Origin of the sequence: Aeromicrobium sp. (genome assembly GCF_036675695.1) — a bacterium.
In the GTDB taxonomy this organism is placed as follows: Bacteria; Actinomycetota; Actinomycetes; order Propionibacteriales; family Nocardioidaceae; genus Aeromicrobium.
In genome coordinates this window covers 1-7,733 of the sequence record NZ_JAKFEL010000172.1, presented here as the reverse complement: position 1 = coordinate 7,733, position 7,733 = coordinate 1, and the positions used below count along the sequence as shown (strand labels likewise).

The window sequence follows — 7,733 nt, the reverse complement described above, 5'->3', positions numbered from 1 at the left end:
ACGCAAGCACGCGCGCTGTTTCTCCGGTGGGGAAGCCGGAGAGCGCGCGTGCCCTCAGGAAGTAGGTGGAGAGATGGCATCCGGCCAGACGTACATGACAGTGGCGGAGGTCGCCACGCAGATGCGCGTGTCCAAGATGACCGTCTACCGCCTCGTTCACTCCGGTGAGCTCGAGGCCGTACGCGTCGGTCGTTCCTTCCGCGTCCCAGAGACGGCAGTCGAGGAGTTCCTTTCCAAGTCCTACTTCCAGGCTGGCTGACTCCTTCCATTGAGTCCGCTCTCACACTGGTCGGCCGAAATCGGGACGTCCAGTGCCGTGTAGGCTGTGATTCAGCCAAAATGCCTTCTTTGGCGGGCGACTGAGAGGTTGCTGCCAAGCTCGGCTAACCATCTTTGTGCACAAAGCCACCACCGCGTGGCCAACAGGAATTGAGTAGTGACCCGTGGGTTCAGTCATCAAGAAGCGTCGCAAGCGGATGTCGAAGAAGAAGCACCGCAAGATGCTCAAGCGCACCCGAGTGCAGCGCCGCCGTCTGGGCAAGTAACTCATGGGCAGGGTCGTCCTCGTCACGGGAGTCGCGAGCAATTTCGCGTCCCAGTTCGCCCTGCGTGTCGCCAGCCTCAAAGGCGTCGACAAAGTTGTCGGCATCGACACGATCCTGCCTGCCGGACATCTCGAGGGAGTGAAGTTCGTCCGCGCTGACATCCGTACCCCTGTGGTCGGCAAAGTCATCGCGGTCGAAGAGGTCGACACTGTTGTGCACCTCGACGTCGGCCCACCAAGCGGCCGCCGATCGGGTGCAGCCAAAGAACTGAACGTCATCGGCACGATGCAACTTCTGGCTGCCTGCCAACGCGCCGCCGGTGTCAAGAAGCTCGTGCTCGGATCGTCGACCGCGGTTTATGGCACGTCGCCGCGCGATCCCGCGATGTTCACCGAGTCGCTGCTCGCCCGTGACGGCGTACGTACGGGCTTCCCCAAGGACATCGTCGAGGTCGAGTCCTACGTGCGTGGGTTCGCCCGTCGTCGCCCTGAGGTCATCATCACGACCCTGCGCGGCGCCCAGCTGCTGCACCCGGACATCGAGACCCCGATCCGCAACTACTTCGACAACCCGGTGCTGCCGACGGCGCTCGGCTATGACCCGCGTCTGCAGTTCCTTCATGTCGACGACGCGATGAATGTGCTCACCGAGTCGGTGCTGCACGACCGACCCGGTACGTTCAACGTTGCCGGCGATGGCGTCGTGATGCTCAGCCAGGCCGCTCGTCGACTCGGCAAGCCCGTCATACCGTTGCCGTCCTTCGGCTTCGCCGCTGGCGCACGCCGGGTACTCAAGGCGATGGGTTCTGATCTGTCGCCCGACCTGCACCGCCTGCTCATGTATGGACGCGTCGTCGACACCTCCGCGTTGCGTGACATCTTTGGCTACGACCTCAAATGGACGTCGGAGCAGGCGTTCGAGGAATACCGCAGCACTTCCCGACCCGGCATTCTCTCCTCGATTGGGGGCCGCTCATGATCGAGCGCCAGCGAGCTCATCATCAGCCAGCAATCATGCCGCGGCGTCCGTATCTTTGCTCCTCTACGGAGGTTGCGGCATGAGCGAGGACAAGCTCAAAGGCATCGGCACGACAGGCGAGGCCGGACGAGGCAGCAGCGCAAAGTCGCCTTCGAGTGCAGCACGCGCTCTGGCCGGGAACAAGCCGGCTGCAAAGAAGCCCGTCCAGAAGGCAAAGCCTGCAGAGCCCGCTGCCAAGAAGGCGCCGGCCAAGAATCCCCCGCGCAAAACCTCTGCGGTGGAGGACCCCACTCCAGCAAAGAAGGCACCCGCCAAGAAGGCGCCGGCGAGCGAGAAGCCTCGCCTCCGCGCCGTGACGGACGAAGACGCCGCCAAGGCAGCAGCGGACGCCGCGGAAGAGGCAGCGCGCAGGACGCGCACAGCCGGCGCTGCACCGCTGTCTGCGGGCATCCCGCTCGACGAGATCTTCGTCGCGATCATCCAGGCCGCACAACGTGTACTCGGCTCTGACTGGGAGTCGCGCATCGCGACCCTGCTGGCCACGATCCGCACCCGGCTCGACGGTGACTACGAAATCGACGAGTTCGGCTTCGACCCGCAGATCACTGAGGTCTTCGCAGCCGCGATCGAGCCGCTCGCCGAGAAGTGGTTCAGGCTCGAGGTCCGCGGCATCGAGAACATCCCGGAAGAGGGTGGCGCACTCCTGGTCGCCAACCATTCGGGAACGGTTCCGCTCGATGGACTGATCACCGGCTACGCCGTCAAGAAGTACTCCGGACGCAACCTGCGACCGCTGGGCGCAGACCTCGTCTTCTCGCTGCCGTTCGTCGGCCAAGTGGCTCGCAAAGTCGGCGCGACCCTCGCGTGCTCGGAGGACGCCGAACGGCTGCTGACCACCGGCGAGCTCGCCGGAGTGTGGCCCGAAGGCTTCAAGGGCATCGGGAAGCCGTACGCCGATCGCTACAAGCTGCAGCGCTTCGGCCGCGGCGGCTTCGTCTCGTCGGCCATGCGTGCGCAGGTGCCGATCGTCCCGGTCTCGATCGTTGGCGCTGAGGAAATCTACCCGCTGGTCGGCAACGTGCCGTCGCTCGCGCGTCTGCTCGGGCTGCCGTACCTCCCGATTACGCCGTTCTTCCCATTGCTCGGCCCGCTGGGTCTGATCCCGCTGCCCAGCAAGTGGATCATCGAGTTCGGTGAGCCCATCCGTACAGACGCGTACGAGCCGGAAGCGGCCGACGACCCGATGCTGCTGTTCAACGTCACCGACCAGGTGCGCGAGACGATCCAGCAGACGCTCTACAACCTGCTCGTAGACCGAGGCAACGCCTTCTTCTAACGGTTAGTTGCCGCCGCCGAGCAACCCGTTGAGGAGACCGGGTACGAGTCCCTCTTCACCGAGTAGTCCGTCGATCAGCGGGTCCGTGATCGGCGCGAGGCTGATGGGCGGAACGGTGACCGTGGGCAGGGGTGCCGGTGCAGGAGTCGGAGTCGAGCCAGTCGAGCCCGACGTGGTCGGCGTCTTGGTGGACTCTGAGGTGTCCGACTTCTTGGTCGATGAGGCTTCCCGCAGGTCGTCCGCCGAAGACGCTTGAGTCAGTGCCGTGACGGCATTGACCAGTGACTGGGCGTCAGCCGATGAGCAGGTCGAGCACAGCGACGAAGCCTCGATGGCGAGCTGGCTGATCGTCTTGGCCGCCGAGGTGAAGGAGTCTTCAGCGCTCTCAGGTACGAGCGTCGACATGGTGGCGAGCTCTGCAGCGGCAGCCGCGGCGAAGTCGTTGACCTTTTGAATCGACTTGGTCTTGCCGTTGCTGTCGAACTCGTCGAACAGCGAATTGGAGCCGGTCTCGGCCTGGCTGCTGAAGTCGTCGAGAGTCGATGCAATCAACGAGTCGGTTCGTGCCGACGGGTTGTCGCTCAGCTGACGAGCCTCGGCGAGGCGCTCGGAGGCCTGCGAGAGCAGGAAAGCACCGCGTGAGCCGTCGTCCTGGTGCAGGGCGAGCTGTACGGACTCGACGCTGCGCTTGACGGGGTAGAGCATGTCGCCGGGAACGGCGGAGGCGCTGGTGGAGACAAGACCGACGACGCCTGCGGAGGCGAGCGCAGCGGCAGTGAGGCCGGCGATGCGACGGCGTACGGGGCGTTGAGTGGTGACGGTCGGCATGGTGCGAGCCTTCGACCTGACCGGGATGAGGGCCGTCTGGGCCTCCGTCATCAGGGCCGAACGAAGGGAAAGCCGGAACTCCGGGGTCGGCTCGGCAACGGCAGCCTCGCACAGGGTCTCGGCGAACTGGACCAACTGAGCGATCTGCTCGTCACGGGGCGCACGTCCGCTCCAGGCCTGGTCAAAGGCCTGGGCGTCGTTGGCTCGACGGCCGATCATGAAGGGTTCCTCCCGATGATTAGTTCAACACTCATATCAACGACCTCGGAGGCCCTGAAGTTACGGAAGTTCACCGTGAATTGGCTCATCGGACATCCTCCGAAACTGTCTTGGCGAGACTGCGTACGGCGCGCAGCTGAAGTTGCTTCACGGCGCCTTCGCTGCGGCCGAGTGCGGCAGCAGTCTGAGCGATCGAAAGGCCCTGGATGAAGCGCATCAGGACGCAGTCGCGCTGTTCGTTGGGCAGCGAGTTGACCGCCTCGAACAGCATCTCGTTGGAGATCAGCGAGAGGACTTCTTGTTCGGGGCTCGCAACGACCGTCTTGCCCTCGGGGATGGTCTCCGAAACGATCTCAAGGCGGGCGCGACTCGACTTGAAGTGGTCGGCCACCAGGTTGCGGGCGATTGTCGTCAGCCAGGCACCGAAGTCCTTGCCCTGCCAATTGAAGCGCTGGATGGCCCGAAGACCGCGTACGAAGGTCTCGCTGGTCAGGTCCTCGGCGAGCTGCTGAGAGCTGACGCGGTAGTAGATGAAACGGAAAACTCCCGAAACGTAGTGGTCGTAGAGCTGGCCGTAGGCCTCGGCGTCGCCCTCTTTGGCGAGGTCGACGAGTGCGCGCAGACGCGACGCCTCGGGATCGAAACCTTCATCGTCGGGACCAGGTCCGGAGCCCGTGGAGGGCGCGTAGGCAGGGGAGTCAGCGACCGTCAGAGCGATCGCGAGCTGCCTGTTGTCGAGACCCATGAGGGCATACGACAACGCATCGCGCAGCGCAGTCGTTGAGAAACTCACAGGCCCTCCCTGATCAGAGGGAGTCTAACCCGTATTGGGGGCCATGTCAGGATTACTGTTTTTTCTGGCGGCGCAGCAATTTGAGGGTCCCACCGGCCGCCCCGGCGGCGAGTGCGGTCTTGGCACCTGCGACCGCCACCTTGCGGCCCGTTCGGTAGTCGCGAATGCGCCAGCCGTTGGCCTTGGCGTGTGCCCTCAGAGTCTTGTCGGGGTTGACTGCGCACGGGTGTCCGACCATCGACAGCATCGGCAGGTCGTTGCTGGAGTCGGAGTACGCGTAGCAATCGTCGAGCACCAACCCGTCGCGTTCGACGATCTCGCGCACAGCCACAGCTTTGCCCTCACCATGAAGCATCTCGCCGACGAGCTCACCGGTGTAGACGCCGTCAATGTGTTCGGCGACGGTTCCGAGGGCGCCGGTCAGGCCGAGGCGGCGCGCGATGGTGTTGGCGATCTCGACGGGTGCGGCGGTCACCAGCCACACGTTCTGGCCGCGGTCGAGGTGCCACTGAGCCAGGGCGCGCGTACCGGGCCAGATTCTGTGAGCCATGTTTTCGTCGAAGATCTCTTCACCGACCTCTTCGAGCTCTTCGACAGTGTGACCCTTGATGAAGGCCAACGCGGATGCGCGGGCGTTGGCAATGTGCTCAGGGTCCTCGACGCCGGCGAACCGGAAATAGAACTGCTGCCATGCGGCTTTGGCGATGTCTTTGGTCGTGAAGAACTTGCGCCGATGCAGTCCCTTGGCGAGGTGGAAGATCGAAGCGCCCTGCATGATCGTGTTGTCCACGTCGAAGAACGCCGCAGCCGTCGTATCGGGGGCCGTGCTCAGTGCGTCTTCCATCTCCGAATCGGACGCGCCTGCCTGCCCGGCAAGCAGCGAGCGCGACTTCAGGTTGCGCGGCTGATCGTGGTCCTTGGGCATGCAACCGACAGTAATGGGTATGGGTCTGTTGGGGCTGTGGTTGACTCGATGTGTGACTGTCAATGTCAGCGAATACCTGCGTGAGGCCGCGGTGCGCGACCCTGACGGCGTTGCGCTGGTCGAAGGCACCTCGCTAGCGGGCGGTACGGATCGGCGACAACTCACCTGGAAGCAGTTCGACGAGGCCGCCGATGCGGTGGCGCGAGGACTTTCCGGGCGTGGGCTGCGGGCCGGTCAGCGCGTCGCATTGGTGATGGCCAACCGAATCGACCTGCCAATCGCCTACTACGGGATCCTGCGCGGCGGCATGGTGGCCGTCCCGATCAATCCACGCTCCACCACAGGCGAGATCGGTCGTATGCTCGCCGACTCGCTCAGCAAGGTCGTGCTCTGCGACGAAGCTGGCGTGGAGCAAGTACGCGAGGCGGTCACCCAAGAGATTTCGGTCATCGTCGACGGCACGGACGCGCAGGGCGAGGAGACATCGTTCTCGAACTTCTTGGCAGACGCCACCGGCACCGATCCCGCAGCGCCGCCGGACCCTGAAGCACTCGCGGTCGTTCTCTACACCTCCGGTACGAGTGGCAAGCCGCGTGGCGCAATGCTGAGCCACCGTGCGCTGATTGCCAACATCGAGCAGGTTGCTGCTCTCGATCCGCCGGCAGTGACGTCTGACGACGTATGCCTTGGTCTGCTGCCGATGTTCCACATCTACGGGCTCAACTGTGTTCTCGGTCAGGCCGTCAAGCAGGGCGCTGCGGTCGTCCTGGTCGACGGGTTCGACCCGGGCGGGTTGCTCGACCAGATCAAGGCTGAGGGCGTGACAAATCTTCCGCTCGCCCCGCCCGTCGTCGCCGCGTGGGCCGGTCGTGATGACCTTCGCGACAAGCTGGCGGGCGTCAACCTGATCCTCTCGGGCGCATCGACGCTCGATCCCGAGCTCGCCGACTCCTTCTTCTCCTCCTCGGGCAAGCACATCGAGCAGGGCTACGGCCTCACTGAGACTGCTCCGGTCATCGCGGTCACGATGGGGGCGCGCCGCGCTGAGGACGGCGGTCCGCGCGGTGGCTCGGTCGGTCGTCCACTGCCGGGCATCGACGTGCGCGTCGTCGAGGCAAACGGCGAAGATGCTTCGCCAGGCGATCCTGCGGAGATCTGGGTCAGTGGTGACAACTTGTTCAACGGCTACTGGCCAGATGGCGTCGACGGTCCGCGCGAGGATGGTTGGTACCCGACGGGAGACATCGGCTACCTCGACGAGGCTGGCGATCTCACTCTGGTTGATCGTCTGCGGGAGCTCGTCATCGTTTCCGGATTCAACGTCTACCCGTTCGAGGTCGAAGACGTCATCTCCGAAGTCAATGGAATAGCCCAGGTGGCAGTAGTCGGACTGCCCGACGAAGAGACCGGTGAAGCAGTCGTTGCCTTCGTCGTCGCCGAGGCCGGTGCGAGTGATGAGTCATTGCTGCGGGAGTCGGTCGAGGCGCACTGCCGTACGCGGCTGGCCCGCTTCAAGCAGCCGCGCCGGATCGTCGTGGTCAAGGGACTGCCTCAGTCAGCCACCGGCAAGGTTGCCAAGGGCCGCCTGCGCGCTCTCGCCCGCAGCGAGTCTCTCGGCCTCGAAACACTCGGTACTCAAAAACAGTGACCTCGCCCGCACGCGCCGATGACGCCCGCGTCGTCGTCTACTCCCGCCTCGACTGCCACCTGTGCGAAGTGGCCGAGCAGCTGGTCGCCGAGATCTGCGCGGACACGGGTGACAGCTGGGTGCGAGTCGAGATCGATGGTGAGCCCGATCTGGTCGCGCGATTCACCGAGCAGGTGCCGGTGACCTTCGTCGACGGCAAGCAGCACGACTTCTGGCGCGTGGACGAACGCCGCCTCCGCGCAGCTCTGAAGAAGGCGCCAGGCTGACGCCAAGAGCCGCTGGATGTGTCTATCACGTCTCATTTTGATTGCTCGATTTTGAGAACACGTTCACAAACTCTTAAACTGGGTCGGCGCAGCGAGCCAGTCCCATTCGGGATAATCCCCGGCCGCGCAGCGCAGGAGCACCGTGACGATACTTCGCAACAGGCCTTCGGCCGGTTCACCAGAGCGTGGCATCCC

At 64.3% G+C, this 7,733-nt stretch carries 9 protein-coding genes; 6 read left to right on the top strand and 3 right to left on the bottom strand.

Going from position 1 to position 7,733, the window contains the following annotated elements:
* The 4 genes from V6M39_RS11090 to V6M39_RS11075 all read left to right on the top strand — a co-directional run.
* Positions 1-259: helix-turn-helix domain-containing protein (locus V6M39_RS11090; protein WP_442880776.1), on the top strand; the 259-nt coding region annotated here is incomplete at its 5' end.
* A gap of 184 nt (positions 260-443) precedes the next feature.
* Positions 444-545: a 30S ribosomal protein bS22 gene (locus V6M39_RS11085; RefSeq protein ID WP_019143756.1), complete on the top strand. Its 102-nt coding sequence runs from the start codon at positions 444-446 to the stop codon at positions 543-545.
* 3 nt (positions 546-548) lie between these two features.
* On the top strand, positions 549-1,523 hold the full coding sequence (locus V6M39_RS11080) for an NAD-dependent epimerase/dehydratase family protein (RefSeq protein WP_332643878.1): 975 nt from the start codon (positions 549-551) through the stop codon (positions 1,521-1,523).
* Positions 1,524-1,602: 79 nt separating this feature from the next.
* Entirely contained in the window at positions 1,603-2,859 is a 1,257-nt protein-coding gene (locus V6M39_RS11075) for a lysophospholipid acyltransferase family protein (protein WP_332643877.1), read from the top strand.
* Positions 2,860-2,862: 3 nt separating this feature from the next.
* Here V6M39_RS11075 and V6M39_RS11070 read toward each other — a convergent pair whose 3' ends face one another.
* From V6M39_RS11070 to V6M39_RS11060, 3 genes are all read right to left on the bottom strand, one after another.
* Positions 2,863-3,906, bottom strand: a complete 1,044-nt coding sequence (locus tag V6M39_RS11070; RefSeq protein ID WP_332643876.1) for a DUF5667 domain-containing protein — start codon at positions 3,904-3,906, stop codon at positions 2,863-2,865.
* Positions 3,907-3,991: 85 nt separating this feature from the next.
* The gene (locus V6M39_RS11065; protein ID WP_332643875.1) at positions 3,992-4,699 is read right to left on the bottom strand and encodes a sigma-70 family RNA polymerase sigma factor; all 708 of its coding nucleotides are present in this window, start codon (positions 4,697-4,699) and stop codon (positions 3,992-3,994) included.
* A gap of 52 nt (positions 4,700-4,751) precedes the next feature.
* The gene (locus V6M39_RS11060; RefSeq protein WP_332643874.1) at positions 4,752-5,624 is read right to left on the bottom strand and encodes an HAD family hydrolase; all 873 of its coding nucleotides are present in this window, start codon (positions 5,622-5,624) and stop codon (positions 4,752-4,754) included.
* 52 nt (positions 5,625-5,676) lie between these two features.
* Between V6M39_RS11060 and V6M39_RS11055 the strand changes: the two genes are divergently transcribed.
* Both V6M39_RS11055 and V6M39_RS11050 read left to right on the top strand, forming a co-directional pair.
* Positions 5,677-7,272, top strand: a complete 1,596-nt coding sequence (locus V6M39_RS11055; protein ID WP_332643873.1) for a class I adenylate-forming enzyme family protein — start codon at positions 5,677-5,679, stop codon at positions 7,270-7,272.
* Positions 7,269-7,538: a glutaredoxin family protein gene (locus tag V6M39_RS11050; protein ID WP_332643872.1), complete on the top strand. Its 270-nt coding sequence runs from the start codon at positions 7,269-7,271 to the stop codon at positions 7,536-7,538. Before V6M39_RS11055 ends, V6M39_RS11050 begins: the two co-directional genes overlap by 4 nt.
* Positions 7,539-7,733 lie beyond the last annotated feature (195 nt).